Source organism: Bacillus sp. ChL18, assembly GCF_026241425.1.
Taxonomy (GTDB): Bacteria; Bacillota; Bacilli; order Bacillales; family Bacillaceae; genus Bacillus; species Bacillus velezensis.
Genome location: NZ_JAPHWE010000001.1, coordinates 1,559,678 through 1,578,477 on the forward strand (window position 1 = coordinate 1,559,678; position 18,800 = coordinate 1,578,477).

Sequence of the window (18,800 nt, forward strand, 5' to 3'; positions counted from 1 at the left end):
AGCGCTTCTCATCCTTTAAATTTCTGCTTCAGCGCCTGTTCAACTTCCGGAGGAACAAACTCTGAAACAGGCCCGTTATATTTTGCGACTTCTTTTACGATGCTTGAACTTAAAAAAGAGTACTGATTGTTCGTCATCATAAAAAAAGTTTCTATTGATTCGTCGAGCACGCGGTTGACGGAAGTCCCCTGCATCTCATATTCGAAGTCAGAAACGGCTCTGAGCCCCCTGATAATCGCCTTCGCCCGCTTTTTTTTCGCATAGTCGATTAACAGTCCCTGTGACGTCTCGACCGTAACATTCGGTATGTCTTTTGTCACTTCTCTTAACAGCTCACATCGTTCCTCAACTGTAAACAGCGGCTGCTTAGAAGAATTATTGAGCACGCATACGTACACCTGCTCAAACACGTTTGCCCCCCGTCTGATAATGTCCAGATGTCCGTAGGTAACGGGATCAAAACTTCCGGGACATACAGCTATACTTGCCACATCACTACCCCCTATTTCGGTATATCGTCACTCCTGTAAGCCCGTAAATTTCCCTTCTTGTTACGGAAAGCGCGCCGACGGCTTCAGGAAGCGCAACGGCTTTATCATGCTCGGCTACGACAAAACCGTCTTCATTCAGCATGTTCTGCTCATCAATCATTTCGATAAGCGCTTTCAGCTTTTGCTCCTTATACGGAGGATCTAAGAAAATTCCGTCAAAACCTTTTTCCCGTTTCGCCGCGGCATAGAGAGCCCGCTCTGCATCATTGCGGTATACTTCCGCTGAAGACAGCAGATCAAGCGCTTTGATATTCGCTTTTACCGTTTGGATGGCTTTGAAATCACGATCCACAAAGATACAGCGGTCAAATCCGCGCGACAGCGCTTCAATCCCGAGACCGCCGCTCCCCGCAAATAAATCCAGCCCCGTTCCTCCGTCAAAATACGGGCCGATCATATTAAAAATAGACTCTTTTACTTTATCCGTCGTCGGCCTTGTTGATGTGCCCGGCACAGCCTTTAAGGCTCGTCCTTTTCTTGAACCGGAAATTACTCTCATTATTCACACCACTTTTTCTGAAAACTTTGATGTTTCTCATCGGCTGAGCCGTTATGTATAAAAACAATCCCTATCTTATCATAAAGCATTCTTTCAAACAATGAACGTGAAACCGTGTATACATATTCACATTCCTGTCAAGACTAAGTGTAACAGCATCAATGAATGATGTTGTTGCCAACCGCGGAGAAGACTTACGTTTCCCCATAAGTTCTTCCTCCGGTTTCTCCTCTCCCTTTTCCTTCTCCTTAACTTGTTAAGGAATAGAAGGACCCCGCAGGTATCTGCGGGGATTTTTTTATATGCCGATTTTATAATCGTACTCTTTCGCTTTATCAAGCTTTGATTCAAATTCCAGCTTTAAAAAAGGTTTATAAGAAGGCTCTACCTTCTTCACATAAGAATAAGAAGAAATCTTTTCCATTGTTTTTTCGATTAGATCCATATCGCAATACAGCACAACGTATTTCAGCCGCTTGGAAACATAATGAACGTTGCCGAATTTTCTCAGCATTTTGCTGTGTTTTAAAGAATGCAGATATACGATTATGCCTTGGCGCTTATTTTCCATCATGATCACCCGCCTGACTTTCTGTTCATTTTATGTAAAAGACGAGACGGCCGTCTCGTCAGGAAACTTTGCATCCGCAGCCGCCGCCGGAACCGCACCCGCCGCCGCAGGATGACAGGCCGTCAAAATAAGGATTCCCCGTCGGAACTTTTACATGCTCCGAGACGGCCGTTCCGAGTTCAATGCTGATCTCGTCAAGCAGCGACTGAAGCTCAGTCTCCGCTTTTTTAAATTCGGCCACCTTATCGTTTAAATCCAGTTCCCGCTTCATTTCTCTCATTTTGCGGGAAATCTCTCTATAATCAGGATGGTATTTGCCAAAGCGCTGCACATCCTCATACTGCTCTTTAACGCTCATAAAAGAACGAATGATCCGCCCTGCCTCTTCATCTTCACGGAGACGCTTGTAACAATCGCGGTAATTTTCAGCCGTCTCAGACTGCAGAATCATGCCGGCAAGCTGCTCCGCTTCACTTTGAAGCTTGACGGACTCAATTGTTGCATACATAAATACGCACCTCCAGTTGCTAGTTTACCATGAAACCACCCAATTGGAAAATGCGGCGTTTAAACGCTTTTTAATCCTGTGAACGCATGGCGTGAACCATCTGCATCATCATCTGCGCCATTTGAATCCCGTTTGAGAATTGGCTTACCCGATGCGGTATCGTCTTTTCATAAAAATTCATCATGTCAAGCTGAAAGGAATTGAGATCGTCCGGTTTTCTCGCAAGTCTGCGGTACCAGACGGGACGCTGCCGTATAAACCGTTTCCGTTCCTCATCTGCGGATATGAATTCCTGAACCTCTTTTCGCATACACGATCCCCTTCTTTAATCCTTTCTGAACGAAAAAGGATGTTGTCCGGAGCCTTGCCGGGGCTGCTTCGTGCTGCTCCCCGAAAATTGGCTTAAAAGGCTTTGCAATGATGAAATGGACTGGCTCATTTTATTGATCTGCTCATTCATTTGGTTGATATCCATCTTTTTGACGGCAGTGACCATTTTTGAAACGAAATCGTTTTTTTCAGCTGGTTCCTGTTTGGTTTCCGCGTCGGAAGAAGGCTGAACGGCCTCGTCTTTAAAAGGATCCCATATCGGATCATCCTCGCCCAGAAGAACCCAATTTTCATAGACTTCCTGCCAGCTCCTTTGTTCCTTGCGAACATTTTGGATCAGTTTGGGATGCTTTTTTACGAATTGTTTAAAATCATCGATTGATTGCCGTGATTGCTGATTCGCCACAATTCTCACCCCCTCCGAAAAGTTTTGCCTGCTATAATGTATCGGTTCATTCGCCTTAATGTTCGCCTAAATTGCGAAAAAAAGCAGGTATATTTTTTTCAGCAGGAGCGCCGCTCGCGAAAAAACATAAAAAAACCGCGGGGGACGCGCCCCTCTGCGGTTTTTACTGCCAAGGCTTAATGAAGTTTTGCGTATAATACTTCCGGTCCACGCCGACACCGAGGTGCGTATAATCCGGGCTTAACAGCGCCTTTCTGTGGCCTTCGCTGTTCAGCCAGCCCTCCACGGCGGCAGGACCGTCCACATAGTTGTAGGCAATATTTTCACCGGCCTCCCGGTATTTCACATCGCCTTTTTCTAAGCGGTCCTTCAGAGTCCCGTATTTCTTTGAGACGTGAGAGAAATACTTGTTATCCTTCATGTCCTTGCTGTGGCCGAATGCCACTTTTGCGGCGCCTTCGTCCCATTTCAGCCTTGCCAGTCCGTGTTTCACGCGGATGACATTTGTAATGTCGAGAATCTGCTGCTCACTCGCTCGTTCAATGTCGTTCCATTTTTCATCAGAAACTGGCTCGGGTTCTGTCAGCTTTCCTCTGTACATGACTTCATACGGCCTTTGTTTCACAAGTGTTTCCGCATCAAATGCCCTGATGCTTGACAGATTCCCGTCAAATTTGTCCATGTACAGCTGAACATACATTCCGCCTATCTTGACGGTGGGACGGGTATTGATATCTTCTTCAGAAAACTCGAACCGATACGTGTTTCCCTTGTCAGTCACATTGACAAAAGGAGAAACCTGCGTCGTTTTAAAAACTTCGCCCGTCGATTCGCCGATCTTAAACGGTTTTGCGTTGATGCCGCTTCCCGAAGCGTACAAAGTCACGGCTTTATCATTCAAAATACCGACTTGTACGTATTGGTCTTTCCCCTGGTTGTACACCCACCACTCGTAATCGTAGGCAGAAGGATCTTTCCGGGACGGTTCCCCAAGTTTCTTTTTCACATCGGCGGCAGATTTCCCCATGAGAGAAAGCAGTCCGGATGACGGCATTTTCAGCCGTTTTCCGCTCTCTTCTTCATTGGAAACCTGAGGCTCCTCCTGATCCGTCTTTTTCTGAGGAGCCGATCCATATTGTATAAACAGAACATACGCTCCGTAAATAAGCAAAAGGATAACGAGAGCCCTTGCGATATTTTTCAACCTCTCACCCCCATATGTTCAAACCGTTCTGTTTTTGTTTACTCTTATACAGTACAGCCTATTTGCATCGTCCGTGATTTATGTTTAATGGATAAACCCCTCCGGACCGCCGTCTTCAGAAATGTCAGACAGCGCCCGGCCTGCTTGCTCATTTGATTGCTCGGCCAACGAAAGATCGCCGAGCGTAACAATGCCGACCAGTTTTTTATCCTTTGTGACGGGAATTCTTCTGAGCTGATGTTCAGCCATCAAATGGAGCACCTCCTCCACAGAGGCGTCTTCTTCTGCACTGATAACCCGCTCTGTCATTGCGTCGGTTATTTTTTGAGAGTTCGGCTTTTTTGAAGCAATTCCCCGTAATACGAGATCTCTGTCTGTCACGATCCCGACAAGGGTCGCGCCGTCTTCATCCACTATCGGAATGGCGCCGACATCCGCGTCTTTCATCTTCACCGCAGCTTCATATACATTATCTAATACTGTACAATATTGCAAGTCTGACGTCATGAGCTTATTGATCTTTGTCATTGCGGAATTCCTCCTTTTTCTGCTACTATTGTCGTCAAATTTTTCTTTTTGCATACTTTCACCGTATGAATCATTGAAAGTGTAACGCTTTCATACTATGATTGTCAGGAAAGGGCATTTTTAAAAGGAGGGGGAAGGTTTGAAGTTTGAAAACAGCGGTCTTGAAGGGGTAACAGCGGAGCTCAGCCGCTTGAATGATCTGATGGAAGGTAAAGGGCTCATTCTGGCTGGACAATGGGATTATGAAAGAGTGACTTACGACAAAAAGTTTTCAGTACCTGAGGGGACATTTTATCTGCGGATTCAAGGAACGGCAAAAGAGGGCGATGTCGGCGGCAGCCGGGCCGTGATTCAGCTGAAGGCCCCTCTTTTAGGAAAGCATTATTATCCGCACGGCGTAGAATACGGCAGTGCTGAAGAATTTCCGGAACATGTTGTCGCTGAAAGCAAAGCTTTACTGCTTGAATTGGAAGAGTCATTAAAAACAGTGCAAATGTAATAAAAAAGTACAGCATATTCTGCTGTACTTTTTTTATGAGACGGTATGCTCGATATACGGCGGCTCTGACAGCGTATCTTTTTCCCGTTCCGTTCTGACCCACTGAAAAAAGATGACAGCCAAATATGTTCCGTAGACCGCCTCTTGAATGATTTTCATCAGCACTGCCCCAAGCTGCTGATCTTCCAGAGGAGGCAGCGTGTTAAACATCTCCGGTCCGGATAAAGGAATCTCCTCCAGCAAATCTAAAGGAACGCAAAGCTTCATTGCTTCGGCCCAAGCCGCCGGATCTGTATACGTGGCATACATGGGCGCCCCGCTGAACATAATGAGCGCGCAGGCCGGCGTTAACAGAATCCCGTCTGCCATAATATACCCCAGCTTCATTAAACCGCTGAGACGGGGCAGACCGTCCACCTTATGCACAAGCGGCCACCACATAAAAAACGCCGTTACAAAGATGAGTCCGTTCATCAGCGTGTGATACAGCGAATCCGTTTTGACGAAATCAAATATAAACGGGATGTGATACAGTGAAAAAATACCGTTAAACAGCACTAATGCGATAAGCGGCATTGAAAAGAACGAAAACAGCGGCTTTACGACAGGACGGAAGATCAGTTTTTTCCATGCCCAGCCGGGAATTCCGGAAATCAACAGCGGCGGTACGACTAAAAACAGAACCGCCATCTGCGTCATATGGGCACTGAACATCACATGGCCCAATAAATCAACCGGACTTCCCGCAGCCGTGTAAAAAAATAGCGCGGAAAGCACAAACAGCACCTTCTCCTTAGCGGCCACACGTCCTTTATGCCGGCTGCACCAGTAAAAGTAAATACCTGTTATCACGGCAGTTATACAAAACAGATACGGGCTCCACATTGCGCGAAACCCGAACATTTCCAAATTAATCAAATCTCTCACTCCCCGCCGTCCCGATTACCACCAAATAATCGTGACAAATGCAAGCACGGTGATAAACGCGACAAATATTCCCGAATACAGAAATAATGACGGCGCTTCATGCCCCTTCTGGCTCATATGCATAAAGTAAAACAGCTGAAAGATGACCTGGATGACCGCAAGCAGGATCAGAAACGGCATCGTAAACCATCCGGCAATGCCGTCAGCAGCCACCGTCAAAAACGCGACAAGCGTAAGGCCGATCATCAAACCGAAGGATATGACCTGATATTTCATCTCCTCGGCATTTTTCTTTTTCCGATATTCGAGATCCGTACTGACAGTCCCTCTGTTTTTGTTATCGTCCATCGTTATCCCACCATCCCCATCAAATATACAACGGTAAAGATAAAGACCCACACGACATCGATAAAATGCCAATATAAGCTGGCCACATAATATTTCGGCGCATTATAAAGGCTGAGCCCTCTTTTCGCATTCCGGATCATAAGCGCGCTGATCCACAACAGCCCGAACGCCACGTGTGCTCCGTGTGTGCCGACCAGCGTGTAAAACGCTGAGCCGAGCGCAGAGCTTGTAATGGTAAAGCCGAATTCGTGAGTGTAATGCATAAATTCATAGATTTCTACCCCTAAAAATCCTGCTCCCAATAAAACGGTAACCAAAAGCCACACCTGCATTTTTTTAAAGGAGAAATTTTTCATATGATACATCGCATACACACTCGTTAAGCTGCTCGTTAAAAGAAGCATCGTCGCGATAAATACGATCGGCAGCTCAAACATCTCAGCCGTTGACGGCCCTCCGGCTTTAGATTCCCGTAAAGCAAGAAATGTTGCAAATAGCGAGGCGAACAGAACCGTTTCCCCGCCGAGAAACAGCCAAAATCCCAAAAACTTATTTTTCCCTTCCAGCGTTGCTTTTTCAGGAGAAGCCGGAAAGGTTTCAGCCGTCATTTTTTCCTGCAGCTGCATTACGCCTTCACCCCTTTATCATCATTCGGCAGATCTTCTTTGTGAATATGATAGCCGTAATCATCGACCACAGAGCGAAGCAGCATGGTAAAGAATGTGATGCCGAGCCCTATGAAGATAACCGGAAGCCCCCATGAATAATCGGAGTGGTATAGAAACCCGAACGCTGCGACAAACAGCCCGAAAGATATGATAAACGGCATGATGGAGCCGTTCGGCATATGAATGTCCTCTACAGGCTCTGCAGGCGCCATCCCTTCATTTCCGGCCTGCTTTTCAATCCACAGCGGGTCAAGTCCCCGGACAAACGGAAGCTGTTTAAAATTATATTCCGGCGGCGGCGAAGAGACCGCCCATTCAAGCGTACGACCGTCCAGCCACGGGTCGTTCCCGACGTATTTCCCCTTTATTGAGGTATAAATAATATTGACGACGAGTAAAGCAGCCGCGCCCGCCATGAAAAACGCGCCGATTGAACTGATCAGGTTGCCGGTATCAAGCCCCTGGCCGGGCAGATATGTGTAAACGCGCCGCGGCATTCCCATCAAACCGAGGAAATGCTGAATGAAGAAGGTAAGATGAAACCCGATAAAAAATAAGACGAACGAAATTTTCCCCATCGTTTCATGAAGCACCTTCCCGAACATTTTCGGCCACCAGAAATGCACGCCCGCCAGGATGCCGAACACAACGCCGCCGATAATGACGTAGTGGAAATGCGCTACGACAAAATACGTATCATGGAACTGATAATCTGCCGCTGCGGCCGCCAGCATGACACCCGTGACTCCTCCGAGTACGAAAGAAGGAATAAAGGCGACGGCATACAGCATAGGCGTCGTGAATTTGACGTTTCCTCCCCAGATGGTCAAAAGCCAGTTGAAAATTTTAATGCCGGTAGGCACCGCGATCGCCATCGTCGCAACCGCAAATATCGCATTAGCGATCGGTCCGAGTCCCGTCGTAAACATGTGGTGAACCCAAACCATGAACCCGAGAAAGCCGATCAGCACGATCGCAAAGACCATAGACGAATAACCGAACAGACGTTTCCTCGCAAATACGGGAATGATTTCTGAAAAAATCCCAAAGGCGGGAAGAATTAAAATGTATACTTCCGGATGCCCGAAAATCCAAAACAGATGCTCCCAGATTATCGTATTGCCTCCCAATTCAGGATTAAAGAAATTGGTTCCGAACAAACGATCCAGCATCATCAGCGCCAAACCGACGGTGAGCGGAGGAAATGCGAATAAAATGAGTGCCGACGCCACAAATGTCGTCCACGTAAACAGCGGCAGTCTCATATACGTCAAACCCGGCGCCCTCATATTAATAATCGTGGCGAGAAAATTGATCCCCGCAATGAGCGTACCTAAGCCTGATATTTGCAGGCCGAGCACGAAAAAGTCTATGCCGTGCCCTTTCGAATTAAGCGCAAGCGACGCGTACGACGTCCAGCCTGCATCAGGAGCGCCTCCTAAAAACCAGCTCAGATTCAAAAAGATGCCTCCGAAGAAAAACAGCCAAAATCCGAGCGCATTCAAAAATGGGAATGATACGTCACGCGCCCCGATCTGCAGCGGCACAACCGCGTTCATCAGCCCGAATAACAGCGGCATCGCCGCCAGGAAGATCATTGTCGTGCCGTGCATCGTCATAATTTCATTAAATTGCTGCGCACCCATAAAATCGTTCCCCGGCCTCAAGAGCTGAATCCTGATAAGCATGGCCTCAAGTCCACCGACGACGAAGAAAAATCCCCCGGCGATCATATATAAAATCGCGATTTTCTTATGGTCAACCGTCGTCAAATAATCCCAAAGCAAAGAGCTTTTTCTTTGCTGTCCTGTAAGCGTATTCATCATTTACGACCTCCCCCCTGATATCTCCCTGTCCTCACTTGTTCTCCGCTTTCAGCCCTTTTAAATATTCATACAGCGCATCCGTTTCAGCGTCCGAGAGCTTCGGATAAGTGCCTGTCATTTTATTGCCCGGTTTAATGCTGTCCGGATTTTTCAGCCAGGCTTTTATATTCTCTTTATTCGCATCCTTAATGCCGGCCACTTTGACCCGTTCACCGAAGGTAGCGAGGTTCGGAGCCGTTCTTGCCGCTTCAGCCCGTTTATCATTGGGCTCAACCGCATGACAGCTCAGGCAGTTTTTTTCCTTAAACAGCTCTTCTCCTTGCGCGGCTAAACCGGAATCTGTTGTATGCTTATAATTTTTCATCGCTTTCGTCCATTGTTTAAATTCTTTTGACGGCAGCGGTTTCACTTTGAAATCCATCAGCGCATGTGAAGGTCCGCACAGCTCTGCGCATTTCCCGAAGAAATATTCTCCCGCTTCTTTGCTTCGTTTAGAATCGAAGGTCAGAAAGAAAGTATTGTCATTATCCGTATTCGTATCGATTTTTCCCCCGGCTGACGGAATCCAGAAAGAGTGTTTCACATCTGAGGACTTCAGCTTGAAATAAACGCGTTCATCTGTGGGAACGATCAGCTCCTGACTTGTCACAAACCCGTAATCAGGATACTCGAATTCCCACCAGTATAAATTCGCCCTTACATTAATCACGAGCGCATCCTCTGCTTTACGGTTTTTCTTATCCATCGGCGACGTATCCGCCAGCGCCAATGTATCGATGACAACCGGAATGACAAGAATAATCAGAAGCAGGATCGGAATAACGGTCCAAGTGATTTCTAAAAAACGGTTCCCCTCCACCTGTTTCGGTATCGTGTCTTCCCCTATACGCGACCGTCTGAATCTCACAATGACGTAAAAGAAAATAACTGCTACGACCGCAACGACGACAACCATGATAAGTGTGCTGAGCACCGTCAGATCATATTGTTTATCAGCCACTTCGCCGGCAGGCTTGAGTGTGGACAGAAACGGTTTTCCACAGCCGCTCAATAAAAGCGGCACTAAGGCTAATAATGATAAAAGACGCCAACGCTTTAACATTTCACCCAACCCCTTTTTTGAATCAGTACGAGATGCACAAGCAGTAAAACTGCTTCCAGCCGAAATACTTCATTTCCTCATTTCTTAAAATATGAGATTTTTTACTTAAAATTCCATCTATGTATAAAAGCAAAGCCGCCTGATTAAACAAAAGGTCAAGGCGGCGTTTACTAGTTGTCATTGTTTGTTTTGGCGATCAAACAAGCTCATTATTCAATTAAAACAGCGTGAAGACCACCATCGCTACAAAATAAATGGTCATGTAATTAAGCGAATAGACAAACATAAGAGTTGCCCACTTCATGATGTTTTTCATGCGGAATCCCATCAGTCCGAGAACAAGCCATCCGACATTCAGCAAAGTGCCGAGAATGACGATCGGAAGACCGAGACTGCCGAGGAAAAACGGCAGCGGCAGCAGGCATGCGACCCAGACGATAATCTGTCTTTTCGTCACTTCAAAGCCGTGCACTACCGGAAGCATCGGAATATTCGCTGCTCTGTAATCTTCCGTCTTTTTAATCGCAAGCGCTAAAAAGTGCGGAATCTGCCAGATGAATAAAATCATGAATAAAACCCACGCGACAACACCGATGTGCCCTTCAACCGCTGTCCAGCCGATTAACGGCGGCACGGCGCCTGATACACTTCCGACAACCGTATTAATCGTATAACGGCGTTTCGTCCACATTGTATAAAGAACAACGTACGTAAACACGCCGATAAAACCGATGACTGCTGCCATCACGGTGGTCATCAAAAGCATGATAAGTCCTAAAGCAATGAGTAAAATTCCTGACCACAGCGCTTGATTCGGCTGAATCTTTCCGGTTACCGTCGGTCTTACTTTCGTGCGTTCCATTAAATGATCAATATCACGGTCGTAATAGTTGTTAACCGCACAAGAACCGGCGATGATCAAAGAAGATCCTATTAATGTAAGAAGCACGGTGTTTAAATTGCCTAAAAAACTCAGACCGGATATATGTAACGCAAGCCACATGCCGGTAAAAGTCGTAATTAAATTCGAATTGACGATTCCTATTTTAATAAGCGAAAGGAAATCCTTCCATGCCGTCGTCTCTTCAATCTGTCCGTCTATAGCTGTATCGTTTAAAATTCTGGAATTAGCCATAACGTAAACCTCCCTTACAAACCTAAAGCAGGTTTTTTAAGACCTGCAACTCTATCATACAAGATAATGACCTGTAAAAAAACATCCTCTTAAATATTAAACGAGAAACAGGAATTTATTTGTGAACTTTTTATGAATTTTACCAAATCCGCCGGTTTCATAATAAAGCGGTTACTTTATTTCTATCAGACCCATCTGGAATAATCAACCCCATTATCTAAGAAGTCCTGATTCTATTATATTTTTGTGAACAAACAGAATTGAGAATTGCCACAAAACACATATTCGCTTACACTTGGTACGTATATCATTTTGTCCAGTTTGTTAAGAAGGTGAATGTAAAATGAATAAAGCTTTGAAAGCGCTCGGCGTGCTGACGACATTCGTTATGCTCGTCGTGCTGATCGGCGGCGCTCTTGTCACAAAGACAGGATCGGGTCTCGGATGCGGAAGGCAGTGGCCGCTTTGCCACGGCCGGTTTTTCCCGGAGCTTAACGCCGCTTCTATCATTGAATGGAGCCACAGACTCGCAAGCGGTGTCTCAATCGTTCTCGTGCTGAGTCTCGCTTTTTGGGCATGGAGAAAAGTCACGCCTGTTTTCCGTGAAACAACCTTTCTCGCCATTATGTCCATTATCTTTTTATTTTTACAGGCGCTTCTCGGCGCATTAGCGGTTGTTTTCGGATCAAATGCGCTCGTTATGGCGCTTCATTTCGGCATATCGCTGATTTCTTTCGCTTCTGTTCTGATTTTGACGCTGCTCATATTCGAAGCTGATAAATCAGACAAAAAGCTCGTCAAGCCGCTGAGAATCGGCAGGAAAATGCAGTTTCATATGATCGGCCTTTCGATTTACACGTATATCGTCGTTTATACGGGAGCTTATGTGCGCCATACGAAATCAAGCCTTGCCTGCCCTGACGTTCCGCTTTGCAGCAGGCTGAATCACGGGCTTCCGTCCCATTTTCAGGAATGGGTGCAGATGGGCCACAGAACGGCAGCGCTGCTTCTGTTCGTATGGATTCTTGTCGCTTTTGCACATGCGGTGCGCTCCTACAAAGACCAAAAACAGATTCTTGGAGGCTGGATAGCGGCTCTTGCCTTTGTTGTATTACAGGCGCTCTCCGGAATCATGGTTGTTTATTCAGAAATGGCCACCGGCTTTGCACTTGCCCATTCGCTCTTTATTGCCGGCCTGTTCGGCGTCTTATGCTATTTCTTATTATTAATCGCCCGCTTCCGCTATGAATCAAAACAGCGGAACATCTGAGGCACATGAAAAGGCCGAAGCATTAGAGCTTCGGCCTTTTTACATATAAAAACCTGATCGCACACGGGGGCGGATCAGGTTTTTTATGTTCATTTTTTACGCTTTTTCAATTTCGATCAGTAAATCGCCTGTCTGAATCGGTTCACCGTTTTTCACATGAATCTGCTGTATCGTCCCGGAGAACGGCGCCTGTACCGTCGTCTCCATTTTCATCGCTTCATTAATCATCAGATAATCGCCTTTATTCACCTTTGCCCCGGTTTCCGTTAACAATTTAATGACGGTTCCCGGCATGGATGCCGCAATGTGGCTTGGGTTTGTCCGATCTGCTTTTAATTTTTCCTGTACGGACGATTTAATGCTTTCATCTTTAATGACCACCTCGCGCGGCTGGCCGTTCAATTCGAAATAAACGACACGTGTTGCATCTGGCTGCGGTTCACCGATAGATACAAGCTTCACGATCAGCGTTTTTCCGCGCTCGATCTCCACTTCGATTTCTTCACCGAGTGTCATGCCATAGAAGAAAGTCGGTGTGTCTAATACGGAAATATCACCGAAGCGTTCTGCCGTTTTAACATATTCAGTAAACACCTTCGGATAAAGAGCATACGCAATTGCGTCCTGATCACTCAATTCCATCTGATGTGTTTCTTTCCATTCTTCTTTAATGCCTTCAAAAGATACCGGTTCAAGCAGCTCACCCGGTCTTACCGTGATCGGCGTCTGTCCTTTCAGAACGAGCTTTTGCAGTTTTTCCGGAAATCCGCCGTGCGGCTGGCCGATCTGCCCTTTAAAAAGCTCAACGACTGAATCCGGAAAATCAAGCGTTTCGCCTTTATCATAAACATCTTGTTCTGTTAAATTGTTTTGCACCATGTAAAGCGCCATATCTCCGACGACTTTGGAAGAAGGTGTTACTTTCACGACGTCGCCGAACATGCGGTTGACGACGCTGTACATGTCTTTCACCTCATTCCAGCGATCACCGAGGCCGACTCCTTTTGCCTGCTGCTGCAGATTACTGTACTGGCCGCCCGGCATTTCATGATTATAAATCTCAGTATGCGGAGACTTCATCCCGCTTTCAAATTCACTGTAATACTGACGGACGGATTCCCAGTATTGCGACAGTCTTTCCACCTGCCGGACATCCATTTCAGGACGGCGGCTGTTTCCTTCAAGGGCATGATAAAATCCGCTTGCGCTCGGCTGTGAAGTCAGACCCGCCATTGAGCTGACGGCGACATCCACGATGTCCACACCCGCTTCAACAGCTTTGGCATAGAGAAAGACGCCATTGCCGCTCGTATCATGCGTGTGAAGATGAACGGGAATATCAATCGTTTCCTTCAGCGCTGAGATAAGTTCGTATGCGGCTTGAGGTTTCAAAAGACCGGCCATGTCTTTAATACCGAGAATGTGCGCACCAGACGCCTCAAGCTCTTTCGCCATAGAAAGATAATATTGCAAATCATATTTCGTCCGGGTCTTATCAAGAATATCTCCCGTGTAACAAATCGCGGCCTCCGCCACTTTTCCGGTTTCACGGACGGCATCGATGGCCAGCGTCATCCCTTTTACCCAGTTCAGGCTGTCAAAGATCCGGAATACGTCAATACCTGACTCCGCTGACTGCCGGACAAATTTTTGGATGACATTGTCCGGATAGTTTGTATAACCGACGGCATTTGATGAACGAAGCAGCATCTGGAACAATGTGTTCGGCACTTCTTTGCGAAGATCTTCAAGGCGTTTCCAAGGGTCTTCTTTTAAGAAACGGTACGCTACATCAAATGTCGCGCCTCCCCACATTTCAAGGCTGAACAGTTCAGGCCACAGGGCAGCCGTAGGATTCGCGATTTTTTTCAAATCATTGGATCTGATCCGGGTTGCAAGCAGAGACTGATGGGCATCCCTGAACGTTGTATCGGTCAGGAGCACGGATTTTTGCTCTTTCACCCAGTCTGCAAGCCCCTTAGCGCCTCTTTCGTCAAGGATCTGTTTCGTACCGCTTGCCGGCTTTTCTTCGATACCTAACGTAACGGTCTGAGGCTTATCAAATGCAGGTTTTTCTTTTTTCCCGATTCCCGGAAAACCGTTCACCGTGACATTGCCGATATAGGAAAGCATTTTTGTTCCGCGGTCCTTCTGTTTTGGGAAAACAAACAGCTCAGGCGTTGTGTCGATAAACGATGTGTCATATTGGCCCGTCAGGAATTTTTCATGCTTTGCCACGTTTTCAAGAAATGGAATATTGGTCTTAATGCCCCTTATCCTGAATTCCTGCAGGTTGCGGACCATTTTTGCTGATGCCTGTTCAAACGTCAGCGCCCATGTCGACAGCTTGACGAGCAGTGAATCATAGTAAGGCGTGATGACGGCGCCCTGGAAGCTGTTTCCCGTATCAAGGCGGACGCCGAAGCCGCCGCCTGAGCGGTAAGCCATAATTTTACCCGTGTCAGGCATAAAGTCATTCAGCGGATCTTCAGTGGTCACACGTGATTGTATCGCATACCCGTTTGTAAAAATGTCTTTCTGCTCAGGGATATTGACGGCACGGCTGTGCAGTCCGTGGCCCTGCGCCACGAGGATTTGCGTCTGAACGATATCAACCCCCGTTATCATTTCCGTAATCGTATGCTCCACTTGCACACGCGGGTTCACTTCAATAAAGTAAAATTCACCGCCCGCTACGAGAAATTCCACGGTCCCCGCGTTGATATAGCCGACATTTTTCGCAAGCGCCACAGCCGCTTCACAGATTTCGTCCCTTAATTCAGGCTGCAATGATACACTCGGCGCCACCTCAATGACCTTTTGATGGCGTCTCTGAACGGAACAGTCCCGCTCATACAGATGGACGACATTGCCTTCTTTATCTCCGATCACCTGAACTTCAATATGCTTAGGATTTTCGATTAGTTTTTCAACATACACTTCATCGTTTCCGAATGCGGCTTTCGCTTCTGATTTGGCCCGCTCAAACGATTCTTTCAATTCGCTTTCACTTTGGACGATTCTCATTCCGCGGCCTCCGCCTCCGAGCGATGCTTTAATAATAAACGGAAATCCGTGGACTTTTGCGAATTGTTCGACATCTTTTAATGTTTCAGCCGGTCCGTCACTCCCCGGAATAACGGGGATGCCGGCTTTTTCTGCCTGCTCCCTCGCCTTTACCTTATCTCCGAACATATCCAAATGCGCTGACGTCGGTCCGATAAATACGATGCCCTCTTCTTCACAGCGTCTCGCAAATTGGATATTTTCAGAGAGAAATCCGTAGCCCGGATGAATGGCATCAACGCCGTTTCTTTTTGCGATCTCAATAATCCCTTCAATATCAAGATACGCGTCAATCGGTTTTTTGCCTTCTCCCACAAGATAAGCTTCATCCGCTTTATAGCGATGATAGGAGCCCGAATCTTCTTTTGAATAAACGGCTACCGTTCTGATGTTCAATTCTGTGCACGCCCGGAAAATCCGGATCGCAATTTCTCCCCTGTTTGCTACTAACACTTTTTGGATGGATTGTTGTGACAAACTTTTCTCCCCCTTGGCCTAATAAATATGTAGTTTATAATAAAGGAATATCCGTCCTGTGTATACACTTGTTTTTTAGAGATACACAGATTTTTCCGTCTGCCGTCTTTTTACCCCCTTAGACGGAACGGGCTCCCTCTTTTTCTTCTTTTCTGAGTACTTGACATGCATGCTGACATTCACCAATATACCGGCGCTCATTAATAACAACAACATTGATGAGCCCCCGTAGCTGATAAACGGCAGCGGAACACCTGTAATCGGAATTAAGCCGCTGACACCGCCGAGATTGATAAAAGTCTGAATCGCAATCATGCTGGATATCCCGATTGCCAAAAGGCTCCCGAACGGATCTTCACATTTTCTCGCAATATAAAAACCTTTTAACACGACAAAAGCCAGCAGTACAATGACAAACAGGACGCCGAAAATGCCGAGCTCCTCTGAAATAACCGCCATAATAAAGTCTGTATGCGATTCAGGCAGATAACCGTATTTTTGAATGCCTTCTCCAAGACCGAGACCGAAAAAACCGCCTGAGCCGATCGCATAATACGAATTTATAATCTGCAGGCCTGATGTGCTGGCGTATTTAAATGGATTTTCAAGGCTTTCAAACCGGCTCATACGACCGGGTGTCAAAATATCGTCCCATTTCAGATAGATGATCGGGCTGACAAGGAGCAATACGATTCCCGCCATGAGAACCAGCCTGAGCAGGGTCCTTCCGCTGAATCCCGAACACATAATGACGCAAAACGCGATCAGACCGATAATCATCGCCGTTCCGAAGTCGGGCTGAATGGCGATAAGCGCACAAATAACTACGGTGACGATCACCGGCGGAGCAACCCCCGTCAAAAGCTGATCGATGTAGCTTTGTTTCTTTGCGTATACCGCGGCAAGGTACAGTATCAGGGTCAGCTTGACAAATTCTCCCGGCTGAATGGCCATTCCGCCGATTTTAAACCAGCTTTGCGCGTTTCCGGCAACATGTCCGAAAACAAACAGCGCGCAAAGCGCAGCCACTGACGCAAGCAGTATGAATTTCTGAATCTTTTGATGGGCGAACACTTTGTACGGAAAAACGGCCGCGATGATAAACAGCACAAACCCCGCGATGACGGCGAACAGCTGCCGTTTAAAGAAATAGTCGCTGCTCACGCCGTAACGCATAACGGCGGTAATCATGCTTGAGCTGTATACCATTACCAATCCGAAACAGCACAGCAGAATGATAGCGCATATCAATGAATAATCGTAAGATTTTAACATTCTTTTAAACATAACATCCTCTTTCCTGCTTAAAGCTTACGTTTAATACCTATAGCGTATTATATTTTACTATAATTCATAAACAATTTACGCAGTTTCTTTATAGTTTTTCGGATGAAATGCAGATTAAGAGACCGTCTTACGAAAAGAAGATGCAAAAAAACGGTTTACGGTTATAAAAAAACCCAAACCGTTGAATAGTTTGAGTTTGATCATTTATTTTCCTGTAAACGCGTCATGCAAAGCAGACAGTTCTCTTTCAAGTCTGTCCAGCAGCTCTTTGCCGTCGTTTTCGTCAACTAATCCCAGGCGGACAGCAAAATCGATTTCCCTCGACAGTCCGAACATCTGAGTATCCAAGACCTCTTCATACAGAGGACATTGAGGCATCGTTAAGTTATCCATTTGTACTCGGATCAGCTTCAAAATCTTCTCAGCATCTAACTTTAACAGCTCGAATGCTTTCTGCTGATGGTCAACTATAATCTCTGAAGCCAAAAGTATCCCTCCGTTCCCCAGGCGAGTACCTAATTCTTCTATTTATCATAAAGGGTATCAGGTGAAATTGCAAGAGGATTTAAGCAGATGTTATGATAAAAAATGTTTCAAAAAATACTCAGCCTGTATTTCTCAGACATGATTTCCAAAAGCTTCACACCCGCGATGCTGTTGCCTTTTTCATCAAGCGCCGGGCCGAATATACCGATTCCGAAGTTGTACGGCGAAATGCCCATGATTCCTCCCGAAACGCCGCTTTTAGCGGGAATGCCGACCTTGATTGCGAATTCCCCGCTCGCATTGTACATGCCGCATGTCACCATAAACGTCTTGCAGATTCTCGCCACATCTTTTTTAATGACCTGCTCCCCGGTTTCCGGATGCTTGCCGTCAAGGGCGAATACACAGCCGATTTTGGCTAAATCCAGACTGCTCATCTTAATCGCGCACTGTTTTGTATACAAATCCATGACCTCTTCAACATCGCCTTTAAAAATGTCATACTGCTTCATGTAATAACACATGGCCCGATTAATCATGGATGAACTGAATTCCGATTCCGCGACATGGCTGCAATATGTAATGTCCTGATTATTCGCAAGTCTTCTGATGAATCCGAGCAGGTAATCCAGGCGGTCTTTCGGCGAATGCCCTTTAATTAAACCCGTAACGATGAGAGCTCCCGCATTAATCATCGGATTTAAAGGCTTGCCCGGATTCATTGTTTCAAGCTTAATCATGGAATTAAATGGGTCGCCGGTCGGCTCCTGACCCACGCAGCTGAACACCTTTTCCTTTCCGTAATCCATCAGTACGAGCGCCAGAGAAAGCACTTTCGAAATGCTCTGCAGCGTAAATGTCCGGTCGGCGTCTCCCGCCGTCAGACATGTATTTTCCGCATGATAAATCGTGACCGATAGGCTGTCTTGTTCAGATTCAGCCAGAGCCGGAATATAGTCTGCCACTTTGCCTTCTTCGGTTCTTTTTTTCGCTTCCTGAACTAATGCGTCCAGCTCTTGGTAATGCCGGCATACCATGTCGATCATCCTCACTTCGCTGCCGTTGTATACATCTAATTTGCGACGCAAAGTGACAATTCATGCGAAAACTTT

At 46.4% G+C, this 18,800-nt stretch carries 20 protein-coding genes; 2 read left to right on the forward strand and 18 right to left on the reverse strand.

What is annotated here, in order from left to right; translation table 11 throughout:
* Positions 1 to 8 precede the first annotated feature (8 nt).
* From coaD to OQ477_RS07735, 8 genes are all read right to left on the reverse strand, one after another.
* Positions 9 to 491, reverse strand: a complete 483-nt coding sequence (coaD, locus tag OQ477_RS07700) for a pantetheine-phosphate adenylyltransferase (RefSeq protein ID WP_014417707.1) — start codon at positions 489 to 491, stop codon at positions 9 to 11.
* A 4-nt stretch (positions 492 to 495) separates the two neighbouring features.
* Positions 496 to 1,050, reverse strand: a complete 555-nt coding sequence (rsmD, locus tag OQ477_RS07705) for a 16S rRNA (guanine(966)-N(2))-methyltransferase RsmD (protein ID WP_007409693.1) — start codon at positions 1,048 to 1,050, stop codon at positions 496 to 498.
* A 298-nt stretch (positions 1,051 to 1,348) separates the two neighbouring features.
* Positions 1,349 to 1,621: a YlbG family protein gene (locus OQ477_RS07710; protein WP_014417705.1), complete on the reverse strand. Its 273-nt coding sequence runs from the start codon at positions 1,619 to 1,621 to the stop codon at positions 1,349 to 1,351.
* Between the two features lie 58 nt (positions 1,622 to 1,679).
* Complete coding sequence (locus OQ477_RS07715) at positions 1,680 to 2,129, reverse strand: YlbF family regulator (RefSeq protein WP_003154472.1); 450 nt, start codon at positions 2,127 to 2,129, stop codon at positions 1,680 to 1,682.
* A gap of 70 nt (positions 2,130 to 2,199) precedes the next feature.
* The gene (locus OQ477_RS07720) at positions 2,200 to 2,439 is read right to left on the reverse strand and encodes a YlbE-like family protein (protein WP_003154475.1); all 240 of its coding nucleotides are present in this window, start codon (positions 2,437 to 2,439) and stop codon (positions 2,200 to 2,202) included.
* A gap of 15 nt (positions 2,440 to 2,454) precedes the next feature.
* Entirely contained in the window at positions 2,455 to 2,865 is a 411-nt protein-coding gene (locus OQ477_RS07725; RefSeq protein ID WP_007409691.1) for a YlbD family protein, read from the reverse strand.
* Between the two features lie 163 nt (positions 2,866 to 3,028).
* On the reverse strand, positions 3,029 to 4,069 hold the full coding sequence (locus OQ477_RS07730) for a CAP domain-containing protein (RefSeq protein ID WP_014417703.1): 1,041 nt from the start codon (positions 4,067 to 4,069) through the stop codon (positions 3,029 to 3,031).
* An 84-nt stretch (positions 4,070 to 4,153) separates the two neighbouring features.
* Positions 4,154 to 4,597 carry a CBS domain-containing protein gene (locus OQ477_RS07735; RefSeq protein ID WP_014417702.1) on the reverse strand — a complete coding sequence of 148 codons (444 nt, stop codon included), beginning with the start codon at positions 4,595 to 4,597 and terminating at the stop codon, positions 4,154 to 4,156.
* 139 nt (positions 4,598 to 4,736) lie between these two features.
* On the opposite strand from OQ477_RS07735, the gene OQ477_RS07740 reads away from it, so the two are divergent.
* Positions 4,737 to 5,096 carry a YugN family protein gene (locus OQ477_RS07740; RefSeq protein ID WP_007409688.1) on the forward strand — a complete coding sequence of 120 codons (360 nt, stop codon included), beginning with the start codon at positions 4,737 to 4,739 and terminating at the stop codon, positions 5,094 to 5,096.
* A gap of 33 nt (positions 5,097 to 5,129) precedes the next feature.
* On the opposite strand, the gene ctaG is transcribed toward OQ477_RS07740, so the two are convergent.
* The 6 genes from ctaG to cyoE form a co-directional block, all read right to left on the reverse strand.
* Positions 5,130 to 6,014 carry a cytochrome c oxidase assembly factor CtaG gene (gene ctaG, locus OQ477_RS07745; protein ID WP_100261768.1) on the reverse strand — a complete coding sequence of 295 codons (885 nt, stop codon included), beginning with the start codon at positions 6,012 to 6,014 and terminating at the stop codon, positions 5,130 to 5,132.
* Between the two features lie 24 nt (positions 6,015 to 6,038).
* On the reverse strand, positions 6,039 to 6,371 hold the full coding sequence (gene ctaF / locus OQ477_RS07750; RefSeq protein WP_007409686.1) for a cytochrome c oxidase subunit IVB: 333 nt from the start codon (positions 6,369 to 6,371) through the stop codon (positions 6,039 to 6,041).
* A 2-nt stretch (positions 6,372 to 6,373) separates the two neighbouring features.
* Entirely contained in the window at positions 6,374 to 6,997 is a 624-nt protein-coding gene (ctaE, locus tag OQ477_RS07755) for a cytochrome c oxidase subunit III (protein ID WP_003154482.1), read from the reverse strand.
* Positions 6,997 to 8,865 (reverse strand): cytochrome c oxidase subunit I, encoded by a 1,869-nt coding sequence (gene ctaD / locus OQ477_RS07760; protein WP_007611227.1) that lies wholly within the window; start codon positions 8,863 to 8,865, stop codon positions 6,997 to 6,999. Before ctaD ends, ctaE begins: the two co-directional genes overlap by 1 nt.
* A 31-nt stretch (positions 8,866 to 8,896) precedes the next feature.
* A complete protein-coding gene (gene coxB / locus OQ477_RS07765; protein WP_003154484.1) occupies positions 8,897 to 9,967 on the reverse strand; it encodes a cytochrome c oxidase subunit II in 1,071 nt (356 codons plus the stop codon).
* A 217-nt stretch (positions 9,968 to 10,184) separates the two neighbouring features.
* Positions 10,185 to 11,102 (reverse strand): heme o synthase, encoded by a 918-nt coding sequence (cyoE, locus tag OQ477_RS07770; protein WP_003154486.1) that lies wholly within the window; start codon positions 11,100 to 11,102, stop codon positions 10,185 to 10,187.
* A 343-nt stretch (positions 11,103 to 11,445) separates the two neighbouring features.
* Here cyoE and ctaA point away from each other — a divergent pair, with 343 nt between their 5' ends.
* A complete protein-coding gene (gene ctaA, locus OQ477_RS07775) occupies positions 11,446 to 12,372 on the forward strand; it encodes a heme A synthase CtaA (RefSeq protein WP_007611205.1) in 927 nt (308 codons plus the stop codon).
* Between the two features lie 96 nt (positions 12,373 to 12,468).
* Here ctaA and pyc read toward each other — a convergent pair whose 3' ends face one another.
* The 4 genes from pyc to glsA all read right to left on the reverse strand — a co-directional run bounded on the left by pyc (position 12,469) and on the right by glsA (position 18,725).
* Complete coding sequence (pyc, locus tag OQ477_RS07780) at positions 12,469 to 15,915, reverse strand: pyruvate carboxylase (protein WP_265971996.1); 3,447 nt, start codon at positions 15,913 to 15,915, stop codon at positions 12,469 to 12,471.
* A gap of 75 nt (positions 15,916 to 15,990) precedes the next feature.
* A complete protein-coding gene (locus OQ477_RS07785; RefSeq protein ID WP_015239798.1) occupies positions 15,991 to 17,202 on the reverse strand; it encodes an FtsW/RodA/SpoVE family cell cycle protein in 1,212 nt (403 codons plus the stop codon).
* Between the two features lie 204 nt (positions 17,203 to 17,406).
* Positions 17,407 to 17,688 (reverse strand): YlaN family protein, encoded by a 282-nt coding sequence (locus OQ477_RS07790; protein ID WP_003154494.1) that lies wholly within the window; start codon positions 17,686 to 17,688, stop codon positions 17,407 to 17,409.
* A gap of 107 nt (positions 17,689 to 17,795) precedes the next feature.
* Entirely contained in the window at positions 17,796 to 18,725 is a 930-nt protein-coding gene (glsA, locus tag OQ477_RS07795; RefSeq protein WP_101669578.1) for a glutaminase A, read from the reverse strand.
* Positions 18,726 to 18,800 lie beyond the last annotated feature (75 nt).